At 62.9% G+C, this 25,854-nt stretch carries 23 protein-coding genes and 2 pseudogenes; 15 read left to right on the plus strand and 10 right to left on the minus strand.

The annotated features are described in order from the left end of the window. Positions 1–37: 37 nt before the first annotated feature. The 5 genes from NKI64_RS14810 to NKI64_RS14830 all read right to left on the minus strand — a co-directional run bounded on the left by NKI64_RS14810 (position 38) and on the right by NKI64_RS14830 (position 6,338). Positions 38–1,384 carry a class I SAM-dependent methyltransferase gene (locus NKI64_RS14810; protein ID WP_352668502.1) on the minus strand — a complete coding sequence of 449 codons (1,347 nt, stop codon included), beginning with the start codon at positions 1,382–1,384 and terminating at the stop codon, positions 38–40. Positions 1,385–1,392: 8 nt separating this feature from the next. Further along, on the minus strand, positions 1,393–2,556 hold the full coding sequence (locus NKI64_RS14815; protein WP_352668505.1) for a methyltransferase domain-containing protein: 1,164 nt from the start codon (positions 2,554–2,556) through the stop codon (positions 1,393–1,395). A 1,021-nt stretch (positions 2,557–3,577) separates the two neighbouring features. After that, entirely contained in the window at positions 3,578–3,880 is a 303-nt protein-coding gene (locus NKI64_RS14820; RefSeq protein ID WP_023670262.1) for a DUF982 domain-containing protein, read from the minus strand. A gap of 158 nt (positions 3,881–4,038) precedes the next feature. After that, positions 4,039–6,120, minus strand: a complete 2,082-nt coding sequence (locus NKI64_RS14825; RefSeq protein WP_352668507.1) for an ATP-dependent helicase — start codon at positions 6,118–6,120, stop codon at positions 4,039–4,041. Positions 6,121–6,170: 50 nt separating this feature from the next. Then, positions 6,171–6,338, minus strand: coding sequence for a hypothetical protein (locus NKI64_RS14830; protein ID WP_023684745.1), 168 nt, complete (start codon positions 6,336–6,338; stop codon positions 6,171–6,173). 159 nt (positions 6,339–6,497) lie between these two features. Here NKI64_RS14830 and NKI64_RS14835 point away from each other — a divergent pair, with 159 nt between their 5' ends. Beyond that, complete coding sequence (locus NKI64_RS14835) at positions 6,498–6,650, plus strand: hypothetical protein (protein WP_023693936.1); 153 nt, start codon at positions 6,498–6,500, stop codon at positions 6,648–6,650. Between the two features lie 241 nt (positions 6,651–6,891). Here the strand turns inward: NKI64_RS14835 and NKI64_RS14840 are convergent, their stop codons facing one another. Next, entirely contained in the window at positions 6,892–7,860 is a 969-nt protein-coding gene (locus tag NKI64_RS14840) for a LysR substrate-binding domain-containing protein (RefSeq protein ID WP_023805649.1), read from the minus strand. 111 nt (positions 7,861–7,971) lie between these two features. On the opposite strand from NKI64_RS14840, the gene NKI64_RS14845 reads away from it, so the two are divergent. The 6 genes from NKI64_RS14845 (at position 7,972) to NKI64_RS14870 (ending at position 14,989) form a co-directional block, all read left to right on the plus strand. Beyond that, complete coding sequence (locus NKI64_RS14845; RefSeq protein ID WP_023743822.1) at positions 7,972–8,805, plus strand: hypothetical protein; 834 nt, start codon at positions 7,972–7,974, stop codon at positions 8,803–8,805. Between the two features lie 13 nt (positions 8,806–8,818). Further along, entirely contained in the window at positions 8,819–9,787 is a 969-nt protein-coding gene (locus tag NKI64_RS14850; protein WP_352668509.1) for a DMT family transporter, read from the plus strand. Then, positions 9,780–10,013 (plus strand): hypothetical protein, encoded by a 234-nt coding sequence (locus NKI64_RS14855; RefSeq protein ID WP_023733893.1) that lies wholly within the window; start codon positions 9,780–9,782, stop codon positions 10,011–10,013. The genes NKI64_RS14850 and NKI64_RS14855 overlap by 8 nt, the downstream gene beginning before the upstream one ends. A gap of 166 nt (positions 10,014–10,179) precedes the next feature. Next, positions 10,180–10,626, plus strand: coding sequence for a Ros/MucR family transcriptional regulator (locus tag NKI64_RS14860; RefSeq protein WP_023670270.1), 447 nt, complete (start codon positions 10,180–10,182; stop codon positions 10,624–10,626). Positions 10,627–10,761: 135 nt separating this feature from the next. Continuing rightward, positions 10,762–12,639 (plus strand): ABC-F family ATP-binding cassette domain-containing protein, encoded by a 1,878-nt coding sequence (locus NKI64_RS14865; protein ID WP_023743824.1) that lies wholly within the window; start codon positions 10,762–10,764, stop codon positions 12,637–12,639. Positions 12,640–12,880: 241 nt separating this feature from the next. Then, complete coding sequence (locus tag NKI64_RS14870) at positions 12,881–14,989, plus strand: molybdopterin-containing oxidoreductase family protein (protein ID WP_352510930.1); 2,109 nt, start codon at positions 12,881–12,883, stop codon at positions 14,987–14,989. A gap of 58 nt (positions 14,990–15,047) precedes the next feature. On the opposite strand, the gene NKI64_RS14875 is transcribed toward NKI64_RS14870, so the two are convergent. Beyond that, positions 15,048–15,524 carry an Lrp/AsnC family transcriptional regulator gene (locus NKI64_RS14875; RefSeq protein WP_023684753.1) on the minus strand — a complete coding sequence of 159 codons (477 nt, stop codon included), beginning with the start codon at positions 15,522–15,524 and terminating at the stop codon, positions 15,048–15,050. Between the two features lie 103 nt (positions 15,525–15,627). Here NKI64_RS14875 and NKI64_RS14880 point away from each other — a divergent pair, with 103 nt between their 5' ends. The 6 genes from NKI64_RS14880 to NKI64_RS14905 all read left to right on the plus strand — a co-directional run bounded on the left by NKI64_RS14880 (position 15,628) and on the right by NKI64_RS14905 (position 21,452). After that, entirely contained in the window at positions 15,628–16,830 is a 1,203-nt protein-coding gene (locus NKI64_RS14880) for a diaminopropionate ammonia-lyase (RefSeq protein ID WP_023701889.1), read from the plus strand. Between the two features lie 2 nt (positions 16,831–16,832). Then, positions 16,833–18,059, plus strand: coding sequence for a Zn-dependent hydrolase (locus NKI64_RS14885; protein ID WP_031199450.1), 1,227 nt, complete (start codon positions 16,833–16,835; stop codon positions 18,057–18,059). Positions 18,060–18,071: 12 nt separating this feature from the next. Further along, on the plus strand, positions 18,072–19,244 hold the full coding sequence (locus NKI64_RS14890; RefSeq protein ID WP_023695555.1) for an amidohydrolase: 1,173 nt from the start codon (positions 18,072–18,074) through the stop codon (positions 19,242–19,244). A gap of 96 nt (positions 19,245–19,340) precedes the next feature. Further along, the gene (locus NKI64_RS14895; RefSeq protein ID WP_352668515.1) at positions 19,341–20,144 is read left to right on the plus strand and encodes an agmatinase family protein; all 804 of its coding nucleotides are present in this window, start codon (positions 19,341–19,343) and stop codon (positions 20,142–20,144) included. A 63-nt stretch (positions 20,145–20,207) separates the two neighbouring features. Then, entirely contained in the window at positions 20,208–20,981 is a 774-nt protein-coding gene (dapB, locus tag NKI64_RS14900) for a 4-hydroxy-tetrahydrodipicolinate reductase (RefSeq protein WP_023695553.1), read from the plus strand. Between the two features lie 237 nt (positions 20,982–21,218). After that, positions 21,219–21,452, plus strand: a complete 234-nt coding sequence (locus NKI64_RS14905; RefSeq protein ID WP_023689062.1) for a DUF680 domain-containing protein — start codon at positions 21,219–21,221, stop codon at positions 21,450–21,452. A 259-nt stretch (positions 21,453–21,711) separates the two neighbouring features. Here NKI64_RS14905 and NKI64_RS14910 read toward each other — a convergent pair. The 3 genes and pseudogenes from NKI64_RS14910 to purM form a co-directional block, all read right to left on the minus strand. Next, positions 21,712–22,170: pseudogene (locus NKI64_RS14910) on the minus strand (SixA phosphatase family protein); the annotation flags it as partial. A gap of 6 nt (positions 22,171–22,176) precedes the next feature. Then, a complete protein-coding gene (gene purN / locus NKI64_RS14915; RefSeq protein WP_023689060.1) occupies positions 22,177–22,884 on the minus strand; it encodes a phosphoribosylglycinamide formyltransferase in 708 nt (235 codons plus the stop codon). Beyond that, on the minus strand, positions 22,881–23,960 hold the full coding sequence (gene purM / locus NKI64_RS14920; protein ID WP_023689059.1) for a phosphoribosylformylglycinamidine cyclo-ligase: 1,080 nt from the start codon (positions 23,958–23,960) through the stop codon (positions 22,881–22,883). The genes purN and purM overlap by 4 nt, the downstream gene beginning before the upstream one ends. Positions 23,961–24,147: 187 nt before the next feature. On the opposite strand from purM, the pseudogene NKI64_RS14925 reads away from it, so the two are divergent. Together NKI64_RS14925 and NKI64_RS14930 are read left to right on the plus strand one after the other, a co-directional pair. Continuing rightward, positions 24,148–24,689, plus strand: a pseudogene (locus NKI64_RS14925) (CDP-alcohol phosphatidyltransferase family protein). Then, positions 24,661–25,854: an AI-2E family transporter gene (locus NKI64_RS14930; protein ID WP_023695549.1), complete on the plus strand. Its 1,194-nt coding sequence runs from the start codon at positions 24,661–24,663 to the stop codon at positions 25,852–25,854. The pseudogene NKI64_RS14925 and the gene NKI64_RS14930 overlap by 29 nt, the downstream one beginning before the upstream one ends.

A 25,854-nucleotide genomic window follows, 5' to 3' on the forward strand; every position in this document is an offset into this window, starting at 1 on the left:
TAATAAAAACCTTCACGGTGGCCAAAAACCGAATAACTCAAGCATTTAGGGTTTCATATCTAGGAAGTAAGCTTGTAAGATCGATCCTAAGGTTTTCGACATCCGGAATGAGGTTTGGCGGTACTTTCACCCATAAATCATTCTCTTCGAATGCCCGAAGAACAGAGAGAGCACGACGGTTCTGGCCTGCATATTTTAACGAAAGCGCTTCGTGATACTTCGCCCGCCAGATTAAATCGGCTTCGACGCCCGCTACCGAGGAATCGATTGACAGCTTTTTCCGGCACAGCAGATGTGCCGCACAGAGATGCTCGGCCGCGTGCAGGTAGTCGCCCTTGTGGATGAGCAGCAGCATTCCGCGATAGTAGGTCGAAGCCGCTATGCAAAGCGGCCACCGGTCGGCAAACTCCGCCAACGTGTTTATGTCATCCAGTCTGGGCCGCGCATCAGCAAGAATTGAAGCGAAGCTCTTTTCCGCCAGTTCGTACTTGCCGTGATCGATGGCCCCGCGAAAAAGGCGATAGCGCAAGCCGATTGCCAACGAAGAACCAGGAGTGGCGCGCGAAACCGCATTCTCCAGATACCAAAGGATCTTACTCTGCCAACTTTCGGTGGGTTGGAATTCGATCGTTTTGCGCGATGCATAGAACAAGGTGCTGTCTGCGCTTTTGTCGACGGATACGAATGGCAATCCCGCTTCATCGAACAGCCGTGTCAGCGCTTCAGCGCTAAAGAGGATCGTGTGAGCTCCAGGTGACAGCAGAGCCAGAAGGGTGGATTGTTCAGTGGCAGGATTGATCCGCTCGGGATTGGGCGTGGTCAGGACAATCACCCCGTCCTCGGCCAAATACGATTTAAGGATTGCCAGAAAGCCGGTCACATCGTGAATGTGCTCGATTACCTCCGAGCAATGCACCACATCGTACAGATATTGTGGATTGGCGTTCAGCGGCGCAAAATCGCGGACGATATCGAGGCCGAGTTGATCCCGCCCCGCGCCACCATACTGTGAAGGCTCGAAGCCCTTGGCCTCCCAGCCGGCGATGGTGCGAACGGCATCCAGGGCAAAGCCGAAACCGCAACCGATATCGACGACTCTGCCGACTCGACCTTCTGGAACGACCCTGAGAATGTTCCGCGCGACAGTGTCGATGGAGGCGTTCATTTCAACGTAGTTGCGGATACCCAACGGGTTGGTGTGTTCCGTATAGTCGATTGATGGGAACGGGTGATAAATCAGCGACGCACATTGATCGCATCGGTAGAGCGACATCGTGCCGGCGCTCAGAACTTTTGCCTTGGCATTGGCGCCACCACACGCTGGGCAAACGAATTCCGCCGGGGCCGGTGGGCAGTCGAAGCTTATGAATCCCCTCTCTGGCATCGTTGTGATCAGTGCTTCGGATAGGCTTTGCTGTGGTCCATGGAATCGCTGCGCTGGAGCGGCCAGGAAACCGCACCATCCGGAAGATCGAAAGTCTTGCGCGCCAGGACATAGGACGCCGCCATTCCATCGTGGAGCGCAAATTCGAGCATGGGACCTTCCCGGAACGCCGGGTGCACATACATTTTGACCGGCGTCGTCATTCCGACTTCGAGGATCTCGAAGCCCATCTCGGGTGCGAACAGGACTTTCAAGCCTTCGCTCGAAATCCGCCAGAAATCGTTGGGCATTTCATGGACTGGAAAGGCTTGAGGCACCGAGTGCAGGGTCAGGCCTCCGACCTTCAGCACCCTGTTGATTTGCGCCGCCAGCAGCCACGGACAACTAAGATGCTCCATCACCGCATAAGAGAATATTCCGTCTATTGAGCCGGGCTCGAAATGCTCACCCAGGAAATGTGCGTCTGCCACAACGTCGACGCCTGGCGCTTCATGAATGTCGACACCGATGAACTTGCACTCGGGCTGGAACTGCCCTGCCTGTAGCGAAGATGACGGCCCCACGACACGCGCACCGATTTCCACGACGACACCGCCGGTCCTCTTCATCTCATCGGCAAAGCGCCGTTGCGTGAACATCGGCTCGGGAAGGACAGTATTGACAGGATGATTGGCCGAAAGTGCGGAGATTTCGAATTCCGCCGAGCCATCGACCGTCTCGATTTCCAAAACCACCGGCCGGAAGGGACTGCAGGCCAAGTAGGCCGAGAAGCCGCATTTCATTGAATGCAGTGATGGGAAGAAGGTCGCCAAGTCTGATCGGTCGTGGAAGTCCGAAACCTCTACCCGAAAATCCCCGCTCTTCAGCCGCATCGCCGTGATCGGGAGGTCCCAAGCATGGGCCCAGCCTTTTACGAACACGCCATACGTATCGCACCACAGATTGTCGATCAAATGGACAAATGTTTCGGCATGCGGTGCTTCGGCATGCGGTGGCTCCGCAGACGATTCTTCGGGAGGCGGTGCTTCGGAAGGTGGCGCTTCGGGAGGCGGTGCCGCAAAACTCAGCGAATTGGTCGTGTCGAGGTCAGGCTGTTTTCGAAAAGCAAAAAGCTGTCGAAAACCGGGTCGACCGGCTGCTGTGAACAGAGAGCCAAGATTGGCTCTATTCAAAAGGCTGCCTAGTCGGTACGTCAATATACCCTGTGTATTCTGCAACGCCCCACCCATTCCTATGCTGATATAGTTGTTGGTTTCTGCTAAATAACGTGTTCAGCGCACAGGTCGCTTGATCGTCCTCCCGGTTCACCAAGGCACGTTAGCCCTCAAAGCTTGATCGCACAATATGCTCTGAGAGTTATGTACATCAAGAATTGATCTACGTGGGGTGCGAGTTTTCGTAAAGCATTGAAAATTGCGCCCAAGTTTTGGTGCAGCGGCGGCCAACATATTTGTTTCCGTGGCGCAGGTAAAACTATCGCTTCTGAGAACGACTTCGCGATAACCACGATGTTACACGAAAGCGGTAGAGAATATCGTTATACAACCGAAATCTCGATTTTTCTGGCGATAAGCAGCCGCCAGCCGCCGTCAGCAATCCGTTCATCTCTTAGCATTAATCTCTGGCGAGCTGATCTTCGGCCCAACGAGGGCAGGGTGCCTCAAGGCGGTGCCGGTCATAGGAGATGGGATTGGCTGGCAGCGCACCGCGTCCATCCTGTCGACCAGATCCTGACCAAATCGGCGTCGTTCCTGCCGGTCTTCGCGCTCGATTTTCGACCCCCGCCATACTGATCTTCACATTGGTCTATCAGTGGCAGTCGCTGTTCATCCATTCGACACGCGTATCAGGGTCGGGCCGTTGAAATGGCTGCTGGCGTCACCGCGATTTCATCACTGGCATCATGCCAATGAGCGCGAAGCCTGGGACAAGAATTTCGCCGGGCAGCTGCCTTTGCTCGACATGCTGGGAGGCACATTGTTCATGCCCGACAGGGTGCCGCAGAATACGACACCGATGACCCGGTTCCCTCGCTCTATCATCAGCAGCTTGCCTATCCCTTTGTCGGCGATCAACTCTTTGTCGGCAACACCGAACAGACCGCCCCGCCGGCAAGGCTGGCAGAGGCCTCGCCGACGTCTGCCGGCAAGTCCGAGTGATCTTTTTTGCTGGGCAGGCCTGGTCCCGGCCGTCTCAGACGGCATAGCCGCCATAACCGTGTGCGACCGGCTTGACCGAGACGGCCGGCTGGACCGCGGGCCAGAGGATGCCTGCCGTGACTGCAAAGGTGATCAGGGCATCGCGTGCGGCCTCGGTCGAGATTTCTCCGGCGCGCGCCGCCTCGCAAGCCCTCACGGCCGCGCCATAGCTCAGGCGCCGGCGTGACGGCGGAAATTCGGTCAGGAAATCATGCATCTCGAACAGCGAGGCGAGCATGCGTTTGTGGCCGGCGCCAACGCTAACGGCAACCGGGGTGAAGAACATCGCATCGTGCATTCTGGCCTCTCTGGATGGGCGGAAAGGCGGCGGTCGCCGCTCTCCGATCGCGGGTTGGACGCCAGAAAACGCGGCTGACGGCCCGAGGTTCCCTGAGAGATGCCATGACAGGACGATTTGCTCTTGAGGTCGCTCCCTGCCGGCATTCGCGGTTGCGGCTATTTCCACATGCCGCGCATGCGGGCGCCGAGGTCGACGCGGACCTCAGGTCTGTGGCGCGGATCGTCCTTGGCGTGGACGCTCGCCCAAGAGGTCTGCTCGAAGGCGCCGAGGATCGAGGCCGGGATGAAACGGGTTCGCGAGGCATAGACGTGGCGGTCGCCGCGCGCTGCCTGGCCGTGAGTGAAGAAGCGCTGCGGCGTCACCAGATGCAGGCCGTCCTTGGCCCGCGTCATCGCGACGTAAAGCAGCCGGCGCTCCTCCTCGATGTCTTCCTTGGTGCCGACGCCGAGATCGGCCGGGATGCAGCCATCGACGGTGTTGAGCACGAAGACGTTCTTCCATTCCTGGCCCTTGGCCGAATGGATGGTCGACAGGATCAGATAGTCCTCGTCGCGGTGCGGCGGTCCGGCCTGGTCGCTGGTCGCATCCGGTGGATCCAGCGTAAGCTCGGTCAGGAAGCGCTCGCGCGAAGCATAGCCGGAACCGATCTGCTCGAGCTGCATGAGGTCGGCCCGCCGCGTCGTCGCATCATCGTGCATGCGCTCGAGATGCGGCTCGTACCACAGCCTGACCTGTTCGAGATCGGCCGGCCATTTCCCCGACCGCGCGCGCAGGCCGGAATAAAGCGCAACGAAGGCTGGCCAGTCCTCAGCCGCGCGTTGCGGCGGCCGGTAGCGGGCCAGCCCCATTTCCTCGTCGAGCGATGTCGCCATGGTCTCGACGATGGTGCTCGCCGCCGAAGGGCCGATGCCGGGCAGCAGCTGCAGCACGCGGAAGCCGGCGACGCGGTCGCGCGGGTTCTCGGCAAAACGCAGCACCGAAAGCACATCCTTTACATGGGCGGCGTCGAGGAATTTCAGCCCGCCGAACTTGACGAAGGGGATGTTGCGGCGCGTCAATTCGATCTCCAGCGGGCCGCTGTGGTGCGAGGCGCGAAACAACACCGCCTGCGATTTCAGCACCGTGCCGGCCTCGCGCTCGGCCAGGATGGCCTGGCAGACATAGTTCGCCTGCTCCGCCTCGTCGCGCACGCTGACCAGTTTCGGCCTTTGCGAGGATTTGCGCTGCGACCAGAGGTTCTTGGTGAAGCGCTCCGATGCCTCCGAGATGACCGCATTGGCTGCCGCCAAAATGGTCTCGGTCGAGCGGTAGTTGCGCTCCAGCATGATGACATCGGCGGCTCGCGCGAATTGTTGCGGGAAATCGAGGATGTTGCGCACTTCGGCGGCGCGAAACGAATAGATCGACTGCGCGTCGTCGCCCACCACTGTCAGTCCGGCGCCGTCCGGCTTCAGCGCCGAAAGGATCGAGGCCTGCAGCCGGTTGGTGTCCTGGTATTCGTCGACCAGCACATGGTCGAAGCGCGAGCCCAGATGCGCCGCGATCTCCGGCTCGGCGGCCATCTGCGCCCAGTAGAGCAGGAGGTCGTCGTAATCGAGCACGTTCTGCGCCTGCTTGGCCTCGACATATCCGGCGAACAGCTCTTTCAGCTGTTCTGCCCACCCCGAGCACCAGGGAAAGGCCGAACCCAGCACCTCGCCAAGCGGCGCCTGCGCGTTGACGGCGCGCGAATAGATCGCCAGGCAGGTGCCCTTGGTCGGAAACCGGCTTTCGGTCTTCGAGAATCCAAGCTCATGCCGGGCAAGATTCATCAGGTCGGCGGAATCCTCGCGGTCATGGATGGTAAAGGCGGGGTCGAGGCCGATCGTCAGCGCATAGTCACGCAGCAGCCTGGCGCCGATGCCGTGAAACGTGCCGGCCCAGGCCAGCGCATCGGCGATGACGGACGCGTCTCGGCCCAGCACCTCGCCGGCGATGCGTTCGACCCGCCTGGCCATTTCGGTGGCGGCGCGGCGCGAGAATGTCATAAGCAGAATGCGTCTGGGATCAGCCCCCTTGACGATCAGATGCGCAACCCGGTGGGCGAGCGTGTTGGTCTTGCCGGAGCCGGCGCCGGCGATCACCAGCAGCGGCCCGGCGATCTGGCCGTCGCCATGTTCGACGGCGAGCCGCTGCTCGGCGTTGAGCTTCGTCAGATAGGCGGGCTGCAAGGACGAATCATTGATGGCGATGGTCATCGCCTATCAAGCATCGTTTCCGCTTTGTTCGCAACGGGCGGAAGTCGCCCTTACCGCCGTGGCGCGACACCCGTTGCCGCCGACTGGCGCCGCAAGGCGGCGCGTTCGTCGCCAGGCACCGGCAACGGATCGAAATTGTCAGGCACGTCCTTGATGATCTCCTTGGCGATGCGATAGGTCGCGTAAGCGAAAAGGCCGGTAATGAGCAGACGGATCATGGCGCGATCTCCTTTGGGCAACCAACCTCAGAGCCGCCGTTTGGTTCCAGCCGACGCGGCGTCGTTTGCGAGCGTGCAACCAAAGCCGAACCACCTCGTTGCCTTACGAAGAACCACCTCGTTGCCTTACGAAGGAGAGGGCAGACCTAGGAGGTCGCCATGAAGAGGCTTCTGATTCTGTTGGCCGCCAGCTTGGCGCTCGCCGCCTGCGACGGCGACATCCAGCCAACCAAAGCCCCGGTGCTCGATCAAACCCCGCAGACGGATTCGGCGCCAAAGCCGGCGGCCAGCGGCGATCAGCCGGCGCAATGATCGTTTTAGCGGGACGACAAGGCTGAAGGTAGCCTTCGGGAGAAGAAGGCCGGCGCCGCTTGGGAGGTGAGCTGATAGCGCCGGCCAGGCGGATATCAGGTCCGCCGCAACAACCGAAGATAGCTGAGTCTCTCGCCTGCGTCATGAGGTGGCAGTTTTCGTGCCGGTTCTGCTCGTGCCGTCTGCGCAAAACCAGCTGAAACGGCCGCAAATCCCGCAAGGCCGCGGAAAGAATCCGACCTCAGGCAATGGCCTTGCGCAGCACCGGGCCGCCGGCAATCCCGGCGTCCAGCTGGCACTGCGTCAGCGCCGCCTCGGCCATGATCCACTGCTTGAACAATTCCACCTTGCGCGTGTAGGGCGCGGTGACCGGGCAGACGAAATACCAGCCGGCGGTGTTGGGGTGATGCACGGCAAACGGCGCCACCAGCCGCTCTGCGCGGATCTCGCTCGCCATATAGGCGCGGTTGGCGACTGCAAAGCCCATGCCGGCATTGGCCGCCTCATAGGACATCATGCAGGAATCGAAATAGATGCTCTTGGTCTCGCCGAGCACGGAACTCGCGCCGGCAAAACCCAGCCACGACTGCCAGTTCTGCGTGCAGGTGTCGGAATGCAGCAGCGTGAAATGCCTGAGGTCGTCGGGCGTCACCTTTGACGGCGGCCTGTCGCCGAGAACCTCGTGGAACAGCTTCCTGCTGCACACCGGCGTCAAATCCTCCTTGAACAGTAGGTCCGCCTTGAGGTCGGGAAAGCTGCCGTCGCCATAGCGGATCTCGAGGTCGAACTCGGAGGTGGCGAACTCATTGGTGGCGTAGGAGGTCGAGACCCGCATTTCGATTTCGGGATATTGCCGCTGGAACAGCGGCAGGCGGGCAAACAGCCAGCGCGCTGCGAACGTCGGCAGTACCGAAATCTTCAGCACATGCGCCTGCGACTGTCCGGTCGCCTCCATGCTGGCCGCCACGATGCGCTCCAGCGCCTCGCGAACGCGCGACACATAGGTCTCGCCTTCGGGTGTCAGCGACACCGCATTGCCGCCGCGCTGGAAGATCTTGAAGCGAAGCTGGTCCTCGAGGCTTTTGACGCGCTGGCTGACGGCGGAAGCAGTAATAAACTGCTCTTCGCCCGCGCGCGTGAAGTTACGGTGCCGGGCGGCACTTTCGACAATCTTCAGCGAATTGAGGTTGACCTGACTGAGCAGACGCACGCGTTTCGACCTTAAGCTGGGCTTACACTAGCACCAGCATTCCTAATTTTACAGGGGTGGGGAAATTAATCGACAGTTTACCAAGTGATGCCCCCATCCTGGAGAAGTAGAATGAACGCCCATACCATACCTGAACTGCGCTACGCGATGAGCCGAGAAGCCATTATCGGCCATGAGACGGCCTGGAAAGTGTCGGGTTTCGGCGTTGCGCAGTATCTGCATGGCTACGACCCGGCGCTGCTGGCGGCGATCGAAGAGGCGGCGTTGAAGCTCAAGGCCAGCCACGCCGTGCACAAGCACCTCGACCTTACCTTCATCACCGGCGCCGACCGTTTTATCCCGGAGATCAAGGAACTGCTGCATGACAAGCTGCGCCTGGAACGTCTGTCCGACATGATGGGCACCAAGCTCGAGCCCTATCCGCTGTCGATCGTCGGCTCGACCGTCACTTTCATGAATCCCAAGGACGGCGCCGTCGATTGGCATTGCGACGGTGTCCCGGTCACCGAACTCATTCCGCTGTCGATCAGCAATCCGCTGGTCGGCGGCCATCTCGAAATCTACTGCGACGATTCCGAGACCGGCCGCGCCATCCTTGAATCCGGCCGCGAGATTCCGCGCAACCAGGTCATGCGCATCGACCACAAGATGAACTACGCCACGCTCGGCCAGTTTCTCGGTGTGCTGCACCGCACCGCGCCGATACAGCTCGGCTCGCGCGTCACGCTGGTCCTCAACCAGCGCTCTGTGGCCAAGCCCTACGTCGACGACAATCGCATGTTCTATCTCGCAGCCGACAATGATCACGATCGCGAATGGGTCAACGAACTGGCCGAAGACGTCTGGACGAACCAGCTGCCGGCCTATCGCCGCTTCGAGGAAGAACGTCCGGTTGCGGCGGCGGCCGATGCGCCGGTCCCGGGCGGGTCAAGGGATTCATGGTAGCCAGAGCATAGAAGTGGACGCCGGTTTGGTCGTCGGTAACATCATGGTCGGCGATAAGGACAAGGCACCGTCGCGCCGATTCCGGGATGGATCCGGCTCGCCATCGGCCCTGGTCTTCGCCGCCGGCGCGGTCGCCCTGTGGTCGACCAACGCGCTGGTCGGCAAATCCCTGCTGGCCAGCCATCCAGTGTCGCTCGTGCAGTTGCTGCAATTTTGTGGAGCGGCTCTGGTGTTCGCCGTCATCCATCTGGCGAGCCGGAAGGGGGACACGCAAGACGCAGCCTTTTCCAAGGGTGCTGACGGCACCCTGGCGCCGGTCGCGGTCGGCTTTATTGGCCTGGTCGGCACCATGGTGCTGCAATACATCGCCTTTGCCTCCATGCCGGTGATCGAGGCCAATCTCGTCGCCTACACCTGGCCGCTGATGGTCGCGGCGGCGGTCATCGTGCTGGGCAAGCGGCAACGCCCCGTGCTGCTGGGTTTGACTGCCGTGTTCGGCTTTGTCGGCGTGGCGCTGGTGATCTCGGGTGGTCGCGGCCAGCCTTTTCTCCAGGGCAGCATCGTCGGCTATCTCGCTGCCTTCGGCTCGGCGCTGTGCATGGCCTTCTATTCGATTGCGGTCGCCCGCCTGGCCACACCGTCGGAGCGTTTGCTTTTGCCTTCGGCATTGGTCGGCGTCGGCCTGACCTTGCTATGGTGTATTCACGACGGCGCAGCCTGGCCATCCAGCGAGCACCTCCTGCTTGGCCTCTATCTCGGCGCCGGCCCGATGGGGCTGGGATATTATTTCTGGTCGCGCGCCTTGAAGCTTGAAGGCGGCGGCAAGGTTGCGGTCATCGCCTATCTGACGCCGATCGCATCGACGCTGCTGCTGACGCTGTCGGGCGAAAGGCTGACGCTGACCGCGATAGCCGGTGCGGTCCTCGTCATCGGCAGCTGTATTGCGGTGGGCATAGAACGCTCGGAGGCTGAACATGCTTGACGACGATGAACGCCTCGCCAGACAGGAAGCATTCTGGCTGCTCAAGGAGTTCGGCGCCGAGGCGCCGCTCTACGCCGCCATGAAGGCCGAAAAGGCGATAGAGCAAAAAGATTTCGGCCGGTGCGCCCGCTGGAAGCGCATTCTGGAGATACTGGCCGACTCCAAACCTGCCGGGTCCGTGCAGTTGAAATCTGCTGGCGCGAAGTCGGCCGTTTCCAAGTATTAGATTTTCTAATTTGCAACGTTGCAACCTGTTGTGGAAACATCCTCCTGTTCCGATTCTTGATCGTTTATTGAGACTTAGCGACCCGTTGGGGGGTGCAGCTAGGTCGATACATCAAGAGAAGTCTTAAAAAAAGCCGGCAACTTCATGACCGGCGGGAGAAACAGAATTGCACACCATCGACAGCAAGACCGCTATTGAACTGACTGCTGACATCGTCTCGGCCTATGTCGGCAACAATCCTCTCCCTGCGTCCGGCCTGCCGGATCTGATCGCCAGCGTCAGCGCATCGGTGCGCAAGCTGGGCAGCATTGCCGCCGTGGAAAGCCCCGCGCTGAACCCCGCTGTCAATCCGAAGCGGTCGGTGTTTCCCGACCACATCGTCTGTCTGGAAGATGGCAAGAAATTCAAGTCGCTGAAACGCCACCTGATGACCGACCATGGTCTCAGCCCGGAGGAATATCGTGGCAAATGGGGCTTGCCGTCGGACTATCCGATGGTGGCGCCGAACTACTCCGCGACCCGTTCGGCACTGGCCAAGTCCTCGGGCCTCGGCCGCAAGCCGGCCGTTCCGGCCGCCGCGGCCAAGGTGACGAAGCGCAAACCCAAAGCCTGAACCAGGCAGCCTCTGAAAAGTCAGTCTGCTGTTTGCAATGGACGGCGCGCTTAAGGCGCGCCGTCTTCATGCCTTATGCCCCCGCCAGCGCCCAGGCCCTTGCGAAGCGCCGCCCTCCCGTGCAAAAGCCCCGGCATGCTTATCATCAACGATCTTTCGCTCCGCATGGCCGGACGCTTGCTTCTCGATCATGCCTCGCTGACCTTGCCGGCCGGCACCAAGGCCGGCCTCGTCGGCCGCAACGGCACCGGCAAGACGACGCTGTTCAAGGCCATCACCGGCGACTTTCCCTCCGAGACCGGCTCGATAAGCCTGCCCAAGAACACCCGCATCGGCCAGGTGGCGCAGGAAGCGCCCGGCACCGAGGAGCCGCTGATCGAAATCGTGCTCAAGGCCGACCTCGAGCGCACCGCATTGCTCGAGGAGGAAAAGACCGCCACCGACGCGCACCGCATTGCCGACATCCATATGCGGCTGGCGGATATCGATGCGCATTCGGCGGAATCCCGCGCGGCCACCATCCTCGCCGGCCTTGGCTTCGACGACGCCGCGCAGCGCCGCCCGGCCTCGTCCTTCTCCGGCGGCTGGCGCATGCGCGTCGCGCTTGCCGCCGTGCTGTTTGCCGAGCCCGACCTTCTGCTGCTTGACGAGCCGACCAACTATCTCGATCTCGAAGGCACGCTGTGGCTGGAAAACTATGTTTCGAAATACCCGCACACGGTGCTTCTGATTTCGCACGATCGCGACCTGCTCAACCGCGCCGTCAATTCCATCGTTCATCTCGACCAGAAGAAGCTGACCTTCTGGCGCGGCGGCTACGACCAGTTCGAGCGCCAGTACACCGAGCAGAAGGAGTTGCAGGAGAAGGGCCGTGTCAAGCAGGAAGCCGCGCGCAAACACATGGAGTCCTTCGTCGAACGCTTCCGCGCCAAGGCTTCGAAGGCGAGACAGGCGCAGTCGCGCATCAAGGCGCTGGAGAAGATGAAGCCGATCGCGGCGATCGTGAACGACACGGTGAGGCCGTTCTCTTTCCCGGAGCCGGTGAAAACGGTGGCGTCGCCGATCATTGCCTTGAACAACGTCAATGTCGGCTACACCGAGGGCCAGCCGATCCTGAAGAAGATGACGCTGCGCATCGATGCCGACGACCGCATCGCGCTGCTCGGCGCCAACGGCAACGGCAAGTCGACCTTCGCCAAGCTTCTGTCGGGCCGGTTGAAGCAGGAGAGCGGCACCATGACGGTGGCGCCGGGCCTGAAAGTGGCTATCTTCGCGCAGCATCAGCTCGACGATCTCAGGCCTGATGAAAACGCCTATGAGCATGTCCGCCGGCTGATGCCGGAGGCGCCGGAATCCAAGGTACGTGGCCGCGTCGCCCAGTTCGGTCTCACCACCGAGAAGATGAACACCGCCGCCAAGGACCTGTCCGGCGGCGAGAAGGCGCGCCTGCTGATGGGCCTGTCGGCCTTCGAAGGCCCGAACCTGTTCATCCTCGACGAGCCGACCAACCATCTCGACATCGACAGTCGCGAATCGCTGATCCGTGCATTGAACGAGTTTCCCGGCGCCGTCATCCTGATCTCGCATGACCGCCATCTGCTGGAAGCGACCGCCGACCGGCTGTGGCTGGTCAAGGACGGGGCGGTCAACCCGTATGACGGCGACCTTGAGGACTACAAGACGCTGGTCACCGGCGTGTCCGGCGACCGACGCGGCAAGCGCGAGGCCGAGAAGGCATCAAAGGCCGATCGCCGCCGCGATGCAGCCGCGCGCCGCGCCGCCTTTGAGCCGCTGGCCAAGGAAATACGCGCCACCGAAGCGCTGATGGACCGCATCCGCAAGCGCATCGACCTGATCGAGGACGAACTCGCCAATCCGGCGGTGTACGAAAAGGATCCGTCGACCGCGACCCGGCTCGCCAAGGAGCGCTCGCAGCTGGCACAGCAGCTTGCCGGTCACGAGGAGAAGTGGCTAACCATGTCGGCCGAGTATGAGGAAGGCACGGTGGAGTGATTACCCTCCCCCGTTGTGGGGAGGGTCGATCCGCGAAGCGGAGCGGGGTGGGGGTCCGCGCCGCCGGGGCGCCCCCCCCCCCCGGCGCCCCCCCCCCCCCCCCCGCGGGGGGGGAGGGGTGGGGAGGACCACCCCCCCCCGCGCCGCACCCCACCCCGTCGCTGCGCGCCGACCCTCCCCATCAAGGGGAGGGTAAGATCTGGCCCTACACGCCGCCCGCGAAACCCGCTAAAAACGCCGCATGAACCAGCACGCCAAGCTCAGAATCGGCCACTCCGCCTGTCCGCATGATTGCCCTTCGACCTGCGCGCTCGAGGTCGAACTGCTCGATGGCAACCGCATCGGCCGTGTCCATGGCGCCAAGTCCAATACGTATACGGCTGGTGTGGTCTGCGCCAAGGTCGCGCGCTATGCCGATCGTGTCCATCATCCGGACCGACTGCTGAAGCCGCTGATGCGCGCCGGCGCCAAGGGCGACGGCGTCTGGAAGGAATCCAGCTGGGAAGCGGCACTCGACGTCGTCGCCGAGAACTTCATCGCGGCCGAGGAAAAATACGGCTCCGAGACCGTCTGGCCTTATTTCTATGCCGGCACGATGGGGCTGGTGCAGCGCGACGGCATCGACCGGCTGCGCCATGCGAAAAAATACTCCGGCTTCTTCGGCTCGATCTGCACCAATCTGGCCTGGACCGGCTGGATGATGGGAGCGGGCGCCTTGCGCGGTCCCGATCCGCGCGAGATGGCGAAGTCCGACTGCGTGGTGATCTGGGGCACCAATGCCGTGGTCACGCAGGTCAATGTCATGACCCACGCCATCAAGGCGCGGAAGGAGCGTGGCGCCAGGATCGTCGTCATCGATGTCTACGAGAACGCGACGATGAAGCAGGCCGATATAGGCCTTGTGCTGAAGCCCGGCACCGATGGCGCGCTGGCCTGCGCGGTCATGCATGTGCTGTTCAGGGAAGGCATGGCCGACCGCGCCTATCTCGAAAGATACACCGACGATCCGAAGGGGCTGGAAGCGCATCTGGAGACGCGCACGCCGGAATGGGCTTCCGCCATCACCGGTCTTGCCGTCACCGAGATCGAGGCTTTCGCACGCCTCGTCGGCACGACGAGGAAAACCTATTTCCGCCTCGGCTATGGCTTTGCCCGCCAGCGCAACGGCGCGGTCAACATGCACGCGGCATCCTGCATCGCCGCCGTCACGGGCGCCTGGCAATATGAGGGTGGCGGTGCCTTCCATTCCAATTCCGGCATCTTCAAGCTCAACCAGGATGTGCTGGAAGGCGCCGCGATGCGCGATCCCAATATTCGCCATCTCGACCAGTCGCGCATCGGCCCGGTGCTGACCGGTGCAGCGGACGCGCTCTATGGCGGCCCGCCGGTGACGGCGATGCTGATCCAGAACACCAACCCGGTGAATGTCGCGCCCGAGCAGCGGCTGGTGAAGCAGGGTTTCCTGCGTGACGACTTGTTCACCTGCGTGCACGAGCAGTTCATGACCGACACGGCAAAGCTCGCCGATGTCGTTTTGCCGGCAACGATGTTTCTCGAGCATGACGACGTCTACAAGGGCGGCGGCAACCAGCACATCACGCTTGGTCCCAAGCTGATCGACCCGCCGGAAGGGCCGCGCACCAACCATTTCGTCATCGAGCAATTGGCGCAGCGTCTCGGCGTCTCCGACCGGCCGGGCTTTGGCCTGACCGAGCAGCAGCATATCGACATCATCCTGGGCAAGCGCGGGCTGGGCTCCTTCGCCAGCCTCAAGGAAGACAAATGGGTCGACCTGCAGCCGGATTTCGAGGCGGCGCATTTCATCGATGGTTTCGGCCATGCCGACAAGAAATTCCATTTCCGCGCCAATTGGAGCGGGCAGGCGGCGCCCAACCGGCCGCCGAAAAGCATGGGCCTGTTCGGGCCGGTGGCGGAGCTCCCGGAATTCCCCGACCATGTCGACCTGATCGAGGTCGCGGATGCCGAGCATCCGTTCCGGCTCGCCACATCGCCGGCGCGCAATTTTCTCAATTCGACATTCGCCGAGACACCGGTGTCGAGAGCCAAGGAAGGCCGGCCGGAACTCCTGGTGCATCCGGACGACGCTGCCGCGCTTGGCTTGGGCGACGGCGACCGTATCGAGGTCGGCAACCGGCGCGGCGAGGTGGTGCTGCACGCAAAGCTGTTCGAAGGCCTCAAGCGCGGCGTGGTGATCGCCGAGGGCATCTGGCCAAACAGCGCCCATGAGCGTGGCGAAGGCATCAATGTGCTCACCGGCGCCGACGCACCAGCGCCCTATGGCGGTGCGGCCTTCCACGACAACAAGGTCTGGCTGCGGCCGGCGGGCTAAAGCAATTCCAGGAAAAGTGTGAGCGGTTTTCCGTCCGGAATTGCGTAAAAGAGACTGGCTATCCCGGCAGAGGCACCGTCAGCCCCACCTTGACACGGTCCATGGCAACGAAGGTGCGGAATTTTCGGACATTCTTGCTGTCGAAGAACAGTCTGCGCGTCAGGGCCTCATAGGCCCCCATGTCGGCCGCGGTGATGACTAGGATGAAGTCGGCCTCGCCGGTGACGTAGTAGCATTGCTGCACTTCGGGCTCTGCCGAGAATTGCCGCTTGGCCGCGTCGATCAGGTCCGAGCGTTCGCTCTCCAGTTCGACCTCGACGAAAATGGTGATGGGATGGCCGACCGCCGCCGGGTCGACCACGGCGACATTGCCCGCAATGACGCCGGACTGTTCCATGCGCTTGATGCGCCGCTGCACCGCCGGCGCCGACAGGTTGACGGCTTCGCCGATCAGCCGCTGCGGCATCGTGTTGTCCCGCTGCAGGATGGCAAGGATGGCGAGGTCGAAACTGTCGAGTGAAGGCGATCGAGGCAAAGCGCTATCCTGGCGAAACAAACTTGCATTTCGAAGCGCCAATAACAGCGCTATTTGCACCTCGGCTGCAATATGATTTCGTCACACCCAAAGGAGGCCACCCGTGTTCCTGCTCAACAGCAATGCCTTGCACCGTCGGCCGCTCGATCCGGTCGATGCCGAAACGCTGGGGAATGCCGGTGCCGATACGGTCGAGCGCTTTCTTGCCCATCGCGACAATCACCTGGCAACTCCGTTGCATGCATTGCCGACGCTGGCCGGCGAACTCGGCCTCGGCTCCGTCCACATCAAGGATGAAGGCTTTCGCCTCGGTCTCGGCAGTTTCAAGGCGCTCGGCGGCGCCTATGCCGTTTTTCGACTGGTGCTGGAGGAGGCGAGCCGATCGCTTCATCGGCCCGTTGACGTGGCCGATCTCAACCGGTTCGACGTCCGGGCGGTCGCTGCCGGCATGACGGTTGCCTGCGCCACCGACGGCAATCATGGCCGCTCGGTCGCGCAAGGTGCACAGTTGGTAGGCGCGAAAGCGGCAATCTTCGTTCACGCCGGCGTCAGCGAGGCGCGCATTGCAGCAATAGCCCGCTATGGCGCCGAGATGATCCGCGTCGACGGCAATTATGACGACTCGGTCAGGCAGGCCGCCGAGGTTTCAGCGGAGCAAGGCTGGACCGTGGTGTCCGACACCTCCTGGCCGGGCTACGAGCGCATCCCCGGTCTGGTCATGCAGGGCTATACGGCGATCGTGCGCGAAGCGTTGGGCCAGTTGCCGCAGCCGCCGACCCATGTCTTCGTGCAGGCCGGTGTCGGCGGCATTGCCGCCGCCCTGGCCGGCCATCTCGCCATCGTGCTCGGTGACGCCAGGCCGACCTTCATCGTCGTCGAGCCGGCCCGCGCCGCCTGCGTTGTCGCAGCCGCCCGGGCGGGCCACGTGGTCAAGGTCGCACACGACCAGCCGACGGTGATGGCGATGCTCGAATGCTACGAGGCCTCGCAAGTTGCCTGGCGCGTTCTGGCGCGGGTTGCCGATGCCTTCATGACGGTGGATGAGGAGGAGGCGGTCGCGGTGATGCGGCGGCTGGCACGGCCGGCTGGCAATGATCCAGTGATCGTCGCCGGCGAAAGCGGCGGCGTCGGTCTGGCCGGGCTGATCCGGGCGGTGGCCGACCACAAGGCCGCTCTCGGGTTCGACGACAAATCCCGCGTGCTTGTAATCAACACCGAAGGCGCCACAGACCCGCACCGCTATACCGAGCTGGTCGGGCAGAGCCCCGCCGATGTGCTGGCCGGCAAGCTGAAGGCCGAGGCATAGCCATGATCGGGATCGATGCACAGCGTCTGCTTGGCCGCATCCGGGAACTCGCCGCCGTTGGCCGCGACAGTGAGGATAGGCTGATCCGGCTCGCCGCCTCCGACACAGACAAACAGGGCCGTGACCTCTTTGTCGGCTGGCTCAGGCAGGCCAGGCTGGAAGTCGCCATCGACCGGGTCGGTAATATCTTCGGCATCTGGCAAAGCCCCGACAATGCCGGGCAGGCGCCGCTGCTCATCGGTTCGCATATCGACACCGTTATCGATGCCGGCATCTATGATGGCTGCTACGGCGTGCTGGCCGGGCTGGAGGTGATCGAGACGCTGCAGGCTTCGGGCTTTTCGCCGTCGCGCCCGGTCGCGGTCGCCTCTTTCACCAATGAGGAAGGTGTGCGCTACACGCCTGACATGATGGGCTCGCTATGCCATGCCGGTGGCGTCAGTGCCGAGGCCGTGCTGGCCGCCATCGGCACGGATGGCAGCGTGCTCGGCCAGGAGCTCGCCCGCATCGGCTATGCCGGCGACCGCGAACCCGGCTTCCTCAAGCCGCATGCCTATCTCGAACTTCATATCGAGCAGGGGCCGGTGCTGGAGCGTGAAGGCGTGCCGATCGGCGCGGTCGAGAATTTGCAAGGCATTTCCTGGCAGCGCATCACCATCGACGGCGCCGCCAACCATGCCGGCACCACGCCGATGTCGATGCGCAGCGACGCCGGCCACGCCGCCGCCCGCATCATCACCTTCCTGCACGATCGGGCCAGGGCTTCAAATGGGCCAACCGTGGCCACGGTCGGCACGATGCGCTTCGAACCCAACGCCATCAACGTCATTCCCGCGCGCGCCGTCTTCACCATCGACCTGCGCGATCCCGACGAACAGCGCTTGCAGGCGCATGAGGCGGCCCTTGCTGCCTATCTCGAGGAGCTTGAGGTTTTGGAGAACGTATCGATCTCGGTCGAGCGGCTCGCCCGCTTCGAACCGGTGCTATTCGACATCGGCATCGTCGAACGGATCGAGGCGGCCGCGAAGAACCGCGGTCTCGGCGTCAGGCGCATGACATCGGGCGCCGGCCATGACGCGCAGATGATGGCCCGCCTCGCGCCGGCGGCAATGATCTTCGTCCCGAGCGCCGGTGGCATCAGCCACAATCCGCGCGAACACACTGAAGATGCCGAGCTTGTCGCCGGCACCAACATCCTGCTTGATGTCGCCAGTGAGCTTGCAAGATAGGTCGGGGAGAAAATGGCTGAGCTCGATCGTGATGTGCTGAAGCAGGAAATGACCGGCTGGCGGCGCGATTTGCACGCGCACCCCGAGTTCGGCTTTGAGGAAAAGCGCACCGCTGCCTTTGTCGCCGCGAAGCTGCGCGAATTCGGGCTGGACGATGTTGCAGAGGGGGTCGGCGGCACCGGCATCGTCGGCACATTGAAGCGCGGCAGCGGCAACCGGGCGATTGCGCTCAGGGCCGACATGGATGCGCTGCGCATCACCGAGCAGTCCGCGACCGCCCATCGCTCGCAGAACCCCGGCATCATGCATGCCTGCGGCCATGACGGCCACACCACCATGCTGCTCGGCGCGGCAAAGCTGCTGGCCGCCGAGGGCGGTTTCGACGGCACCGTGCGCTTCATCTTCCAGCCCGCCGAGGAATGGGGCAGGGGCGCGCTGGCGATGCTGGACGACGGGCTGCTGCAGCGCTTTCCCTTCGACGAGATTTTTGGCCTGCACAACATGCCTGGCCTGCCCGTCGGGCATTTCGAGACCCGTGCCGGCCCGTTCATGTCGGCGGAGGACAATTTCGAGATCGTGCTCAAGGGCATCGGCGGCCATGCGGCGCGGCCACATTCCGGGAACGAGACCTTGGTCGCCGCCTGCGCGCTGGTCACCAATCTGCAGACCATCGTCTCGCGCCGGCTGAGTCCCGCCGACATTTCGGTGGTTTCGGTGACCGAGCTGATCACCGACGGCACCCGCAACGCATTGCCCGGCCTCGCCCGCATCCTCGGTGACGCCCGCAGTTTTCGTCCCGAGGTCAGCGCCGAGATCGAGCGCCAGATGCGGGTCATCGCGGCAGGCACCGCCGCTGCCTACAATGTCGCCGCCGACGTGACCTATAGCAGGGAATTCGTGCCGCTGCAGAACGATGCCGACCTGGTGGACGCGGCCTTTGTCGCCGCAAGGCGCGTGCTGGCCTATGGCGCCGCCAGCATCGCGGCGGAGCCGATGACCGCCTCGGAGGATTTCGCCCGCTTCCTCGATCACGTACCGGGCTGCTTCGTCTTTCTCGGCAATGGCGAGACCTCGCCGCCGCTGCACAATTCCAGCTACGACTTCAACGATGACGGGCTGTTGCATGGCACGGATTTCCATATCGCGATCGTCAGGCAAAGACTGGGCGGCGCGATCGGGAAATGACGCCTGATCGCCTTCGCAACTGGCCCAAGCGGCACTGCTATCGCCAGCCAGCTGCCGGGTTTAGGGAGATTGCCTGTTGCCGGAGATCGCACGCCGATGACCAGGGTTTCGCTTCTGGGAATACCGCATGACGAGAACTCGTCCTATCTCAAAGGCGCGGCCGCAGCGCCGGCCCTGATCCGGCGGGAACTCAAAAGCGACGCGCACAGCTCGTGGAGCGAAACCGGCTTCGATGTGGCGGACAGTTTCGTCGACCACGGCGACATCGACTTTTCAGGCGCCGGCGGTCCATGGGAGCGGATCGAGGCCGAGGTCGGCCGCGCGCTGGATGCCGGCCACCCGTTGATCAGCCTCGGTGGCGATCATGCCATCGCCTGGTCGGTGCTGCGTGCCGTGCGCCGCCGCCATGCCAGGCTAACGATCGTCCAGATCGACGCCCATCCCGACATCTACGATGCCTATCAGGGCAACAGGCGGTCCCACACCTCGTCCTTCGCGCGCATCCTGGAGGAGGGGCTGGCCGACCGGCTGATCCAGATCGGCTCGCGCACCCTCAATGATGAGCTTCGTGACCAGCTCAAGCGCTTCGGCGTCGAAATGATCGAGGCGCGGCATTTCAGCGAGGATCTGCAGCTCGATCTCAAGACGCCGGTCTATCTCTCGGTCGATCTCGACGGCCTCGACCCGGCTTGTGCGCCCGGCGTGTCGCACCGCGAACCCGGTGGTCTTACAACCCGGCAAGTGATCAACCTGATCCAGCGGATCGACCAGCCCATCGTCGGCGCCGATGTCGTCGAATACAATGCAAGCCAGGACGTCTCCAATCTCACCGCGCTGGTTGCCGCCAAGCTGGTCAAGGAGATCGCCGGCATGATGCTCAAGACGCATGGCGCCGGCTGAATCAATCTGGCAGGGCGGCATGGTAGATCATTGTTGCGACTCGCATTTCCAGTGAAAGCCGCCATGCCGCATCCATTGAAAATAGCCATAGCCGGTGCGCTCGGCCGCATGGGCAGGGAGATGGCGCTGGCCGTCGAGACCGATCCCAGGCTAGCGCTCGTCGCCCGCTTTCACAGGCCGGGCAGCATCGGTGAGGGGCTGGTCGAGCGCGACGAAGCACTGGCGCTTGCGGATGTCGTCATCGATTTCACCACGCCTGCGGCCTCCGTCGATCTTGCACAAGCTTGCGCGGCCCGCGGCGGCCCGGCGCTGGTCATCGGCTCGACCGGCTTCGAGCCGGCCGATCTCGCCGCCATCGCTACTGCTTCGAAGTCCGTCGCCATCGTTCGCTCCGGCAGCTACTCGCTCGGGCTCAGCATGCTGACCGGGCTGGTCGAGCAGGCGGCGCGAGCACTTGGTCCCGACACCGACATCGAAATCCTGGAAGCGCATCACCGCATGAAGGTCGACGCACCGTCGGGCACGGCGCTGATGCTGGGCGAGGCGGCCGCTCGCGGACATGGCGTCAGGCTGGACGATGTGGCGAAACGCATCCGCGACGGCGTTACAGGTCCACGCCCTGCCGGCGAGATCGGCTTTGCCGTGCTGCGCGGCGGCAGCATCGTCGGCGAGCACAGCGTGAGCTTGCTGGCCGAGGGCGAGACGCTCACGCTTTCCCATTCGGCCGCCGACCGCTCGATGTTCGCGCGCGGCGCCATTGCGGCAGCACGCTGGGTCGCCGTCCGGCCGCCCCGCGAATACGACATGCGCGACGTACTGGGCTTCACGACCTTTTGAGATGCAAGCGTAACGCAACGAGGGGCGTTGCGAGGTCGGAGCCGTATAGAGAATAGAATATAGCAACAACTACGCCATTTCGCGCCTTCCTAGACCGAACCGAACGGTTCGGTTCGCACATTTTTGTGATTGGCAATGGCAGCAACGCACACCCATTTCGGGGTGGTCCGAGCGACGCGAATTCCTCCCAAGGCACGCCACTTGACGGACAGAACTGAAAAATCTGGATTACCTGAAATGACCAAGATCGCACTTACCGCTGCTGCCATCCTCCTTGCCACCGGCACCGCTTTCGCAGGCAGCGACCACTACGGCTCCGACAGCGTCAACCAGCCTGCTGTAACAGCGCCCGCCGGCAACATCGATCACAATTATACCGCCTCGATCCGCAAGCCGGCCAGCCTCGGCGATTTCACGATCAAGGGCGACTCGAACCAGCCGGAATCCGGCCAGGGCATCTGGGGTCGTTGATTTTCTGAGAAATCTACGACCACAAAGAGCGGTGGGCCCGGCCCACCGCTCTTGTTTTTATGCAATCGACTCGGGGCCGCAAAGATCTTGAATCAATCCGCCAGCAATTGGTCCTATCTCCTTGTTTGACCGTGGTCTTTTCAAAACACGGTTTGCGGCTGTCACCTGCGGCTAGCCCGTTAGGCAGCTTGGTCTAGCTTAGATCCTTCGGCTTGATGCAATGCGTCAACCGGGCCGCGCCGAAGCCGAGATCCGCCTAGTCGCCGTCGATGTCAAAGCGGGCAAGGGCGCCGGTCGGGAATTTCTCTTCAAGTTTCCTGAGAGCAGCCACACCCGATCGCGGACCGGCGAGCCGGCGGGCAAAGTCCTCCAGGCCGGGATTATGGCCGAGCACCAGGAGACAGCTAGCCGATGCGACTGCCTGCTGCAGCTCGGCCAGAATGTCGCCAGCCGTGGCTTCGAAAAGCGCCTCGGCGAACTCCACCGTTACGCTCGCCGACAGTTCCGCCGAGACCAGCCGCCATGTCTCGCGCGTACGCAGCGCCGGCGACACCAGCGCCAGGTCAGGCAGCCAACTGCGCCGGGCCAGTTCGCGCCCCATCAGCGGCGCCGTCTTCAGCCCGCGCGGCCCGAGCGGCCGGTCGAAATCAGCAAGCGCCGGGTCGTCCCAGCTCGACTTGGCGTGGCGCAGCAGGAGCAATTGTCTCGGTGTCGCCATGTCGGCCTACGGCGTGATCCGCGCCAGATGTTCGAGATCGCGTTCTTCGCGCAGCGGGTCGGGCGCCATCACCACGGAAGTTCCGTTTTCGGCATCGTCGGCGAAATGCGCCAGCACGGTGCGGCCGCCTTCCATGTGCGCCTTGCCGTCGGCGACCAGCCCGAGTGCCAGCGCATAAAGCCGGTGCTCGGCCTTCAGCACTCTGGCGGCCAGCGTGTCTTCGTTGTCGCCGACCATCACCGGCACCGCTGCCTGCGCGATGATCGGGCCGTCATCCATCTCTGATGTGACGAAATGCACCGTGCAGCCATGAATGCGAATGCCGGCGCGCAGGGCGCGCGCATGCGTATCGAGCCCTTTGAAGGCCGGCAGCAGGGCAGGGTGGATGTTGAGCATGCGCCCTTGCCACTTCTCGACCAGGCCGCGGGAGAGAATGCGCAGATAGCCGGCCAGCGCCACGATCTCGGCATTGAACGCAATCAGCGCGGCGTCGATCGCCGCATCATGGGCTTCCTTGCTGGCATGGTCGGCGCGCACGATGACCTTGGTCGGGATACCGCGCGCGGCCGCGATGCCGAGGCCGGCGGCGTTGGCCCGGTCGGAAATGACGCCAACGATCTCGGCGGGATAGGCCGGGTCGCTCGCCGCCGCGATTAGCGCCGTCATGTTCGAGCCGCGTCCCGAGATCAAAACAACCGTGCGTTTCCTGCTCATAGGCCGATCGAGCCCCGATAGATAACGCCGGCGTCGCGGCGCGGCACGATGCGGCCGATCGGCGTCACCGTCTCGCCGGCCTCCTGCAGCACGGCTGCGACCTGTGCGGCCTGGCCGGAGGCGACGACGAGGATCATGCCGATACCGCAGTTGAAGGTGCGCATCATCTCCTCCGGCGCCACGCCGCCAGTCTTCGCCAGCCAGGAAAACACCTGCGGCACATCGATGGCATTGAGATCGAGCTCTGCGGAAAAGTCCTTTGGCAGGACGCGCGGGATGTTTTCGGGGAAACCGCCGCCGGTGATGTGGGCCAGCGCCTTGATGCCGTGCGTGCCACGGATCGCTTTGAGGACCGACTTCACATAGATGCGGGTCGGCTCGAGCAGCGCCTCTGCCAGCGTCGCCTCATCGTTGAACGGCGCCGGATCGCCCCAGGCAAGACCGCTGACGCCAACGATGCGGCGCACCAGCGAAAAGCCATTCGAATGCAGGCCCGAGGAAGCCAGGCCAAGCAGCACGTCGCCTTCGACGATATCGTCGGTCGGCAGCAACTGGCCGCGTTCGGCAGCACCGACGGCGAAACCGGCCAGGTCGTAATCCTTGTCGTGATACATGCCGGGCATTTCGGCCGTCTCGCCGCCGATCAGCGCGCAGCCGGCCTGTCGGCAGCCGATTGCTATGCCGCCGACGATTGCCGCCCCCTGGTCGGGGTCGAGCTTGCCGGTGGCGAAATAGTCGAGGAAGAACAGTGGCTCGGCGCCCTGCACGACGATGTCGTTGACGCACATGGCGACGAGGTCGATGCCGATCGTGTCGTGCTTGCCGGCATCGATGGCGATCTTCAGCTTGGTGCCGACGCCGTCATTGGCGGCAACCAGCACCGGATCCGTGAAACCCGCCGCCTTGAGGTCGAACAGGCCGCCAAAACCGCCGATCTCGCCATCGGCGCCCGGCCGGCGCGTCGCGCGCACCAGCGGCTTGATCTTCTCGACCATGAGGTTGCCGGCATCGATGTCGACGCCCGCCTCGGCATAGGTGAGCCCGTTCTTGCGCTTGGCCCGGTCGCCCTTGCTCATCGTCGGCGCATCCCTGTTTCCCTCGGCGGCTCTTCGCATGAATGGTTTCGGGGGGCAAGGATGACGACAGGATACCGGGCTTTTGCCCAAGATAAATACGTGGACAGTCGCCCCTTCACCGCTGGTCCTTGCAGCCACAATCCATCTCCACCATCGATCTGCAGAACAAGCATGGCGGGACATGCCTTTGACCATTCCCAACCTCATCACCATCCTGCGCTTCGTGCTGGTGCTGGCGATGCTGAACATGCGCTGGGACTGGGCCTTTGCCGGATTTCTCGTTGCCGGAATTTCCGATGGCGTCGACGGCTTCATCGCCCGCCGCTTCAACCAGCATTCGAACTCGGCGCCTATCTCGATCCGATGGCCGACAAGGTGCTTCTGGTCTCGGTGTTCGTGGTCATGGGCTTCATCGGGCAATTGCCGCTGTGGCTGGTGGTGACCATGGTGTCACGCGTGCGCTGATCATCTGCGCCGTGCTTTTGTCCACGGTCATGGCGCATCCGGTCGAGATGAAGCCGCTCTATGTGTCGAAGGCCAACACCGCCGCCCAGATCGTGCTGGCGCCGTGTGCTGGGCGAACTTGCCCTTGGCCTCCGCCTCGACCCGCTCAGGCCTGCGCTCATATTGCTGTCCGGGGTCTTGACCGTGGCTTCGGCCGCGGCCTATCTCGTGGCTTGGCTGAGGCATATGAGCGGCTATGGCGAAGGCTCCACCCCGGGTAGTTGACAAGAATGCCGCGACTGCCGCGTTAGCAGACGCGGCTGCGTCCCTGGCGTTTCGCCGCCAGATTTTCTTCTGGCTGGGCACGGCAATCTTCCTGGCGCTGTTCCTCTACATTTTTTCCAGCATCCTGTTGCCGTTCGTTGCCGGCATGGTGCTGGCCTATTTTCTCGACCCGGTCGCCGACCGGCTGCAACGCCTCGGCCTCTCCCGGCTGATGGCGACGGTGGTCATCCTGATTGCCTTCATCGTCCTTTTGGTGCTGGCCTTCGTCATCCTGGTTCCGGTACTGGCCACGCAGATGGCCGATTTCGCCAGCAAGCTGCCGGAATATCTGACCCGGCTGCAGTCGCTGATCACCAGCTTCGATCCGAAATGGCTGGAGCAGAAATTCGGCGTCAATGCCAATGGCCTGCGCGACGGGCTGAATTCGCTGCTCACTTCCGGTTTCGGCCTGCTGAGCACCGTCTTCACCTCGATCTGGAGTTCCGGCGTTGCTCTGGTGTCGGTGGTCAGCCTGTTCGTGGTCACTCCGGTTGTCGCTTTCTACATGCTGCTCGACTGGGATCGCATGGTGGCGGTCGTCGACAGCTGGGTGCCGCGTGATTATGTCGGGACGGTCAGGGCGATCTCCAGGGACATCAACACCGCGACCGCCGGCTTCGTGCGCGGCCAGGGCACGCTGTGCCTGGTGCTCGGCGGCATGTATGCCACCGGCCTGACGCTGACCGGGCTGAATTTCGCCATCCTCATCGGCCTCTTCGCCGGGCTGATCTCGTTTATCCCTTATGTCGGCTCGCTGACCGGACTGGTCCTGGCCGTCGGCGTCGCCTTCGTCCAGTTCTGGCCGGACTGGACCATGATCGTTGCTGTCGCCGTGGTGTTCTTCATCGGCCAGTTCATCGAAGGCAACATCCTGCAGCCCAGATTGGTCGGAAAAAGCGTCGGCCTGCACCCGGTCTGGCTGATGTTTGCGCTGTTCGCTTTCGGCGCCCTGTTCGGCTTCGTCGGCCTTTTGATCGCCGTTCCTGCTTCGGCGGCGGTTGCCGTGCTGGTGCGCTTTGCCATTGCCCGCTATCTCGAATCGCCGCTCTACAAGGGACACTCCACCGAGCCAGTCCCGCCGCTGCCTGCCGATCGCGGCGGCGGCCACCGCTCGCCGCGCGGCTGA

Source organism: Mesorhizobium sp. M0478 (genome assembly GCF_040321305.1).
Taxonomy (GTDB): domain Bacteria; phylum Pseudomonadota; class Alphaproteobacteria; order Rhizobiales; family Rhizobiaceae; genus Mesorhizobium.